This is a genomic window from Burkholderia sp. RF4-BP95 (genome assembly GCF_001521985.1).
GTDB lineage: Bacteria > Pseudomonadota > Gammaproteobacteria > Burkholderiales > Burkholderiaceae > Burkholderia > Burkholderia diffusa.
On sequence record NZ_LOSX01000007.1, the window covers coordinates 1 to 657 of the forward strand.

Consider the following 657-nt stretch of genomic DNA (forward strand, 5'->3'; position numbering starts at 1 on the left):
CGACTGGCCCGTGAGCGCGGCGCTCGGGAACGCCGACAGGAACAGCACCGTCTGCGCGACGTCCTGCACCGTCGTGAACACGCCGTCGACCGTGTTGCCGAGCATCACCTTCTTCACCACTTCCTCTTCGCTGATCCCCAGTTCCTTCGCCTGCTCCGGAATCTGCTTGTCGACCAGCGGCGTGCGCACGAAGCCCGGACACACGACGTGCGAGCGCACGTTGTGCTTCGCGCCTTCCTTCGCCAGCACGCGTGCCAAGCCCAGCAGCCCGTGCTTGGCCGTCACGTACGCCGACTTCAGCGGCGACGCCTCGTGCGAGTGCACCGAACCCATGTAGATCACGACGCCGCCGCGATCGTCCTTGTACATGTGCTTGAGCGCGGCCTTGGTCGTCAGGAACGCACCGTCGACGTGGATCGCCTGCATCTTCTTCCAGTCGGCGAACGAGTAGTTCTCGATCGGGTTGACGATCTGGATGCCCGCGTTCGACACGAGGATGTCGACCGAGCCGAACGTTTCGGCCACCTTGTCGATGCCGCTGTTGACCGCTTCCTCGCTGGTCACGTCCATCGCGACGCCGATCGCCTTGCCGCCTGCCTTGTTGATCTCGTCGGCAACCGCGTTTGCGCCGTCCTGGTTCAGGTCGGCGATCGCGAC

Annotated in this window: 1 protein-coding gene; it reads right to left on the reverse strand. The window is 64.7% G+C overall.

Annotated features, from left to right (window positions below; translation table 11 throughout):
• Positions 1-657 (reverse strand): 3-hydroxybutyrate dehydrogenase (locus tag WS46_RS00585; RefSeq protein WP_059689012.1); only part of this gene is annotated, 657 nt, incomplete at both ends.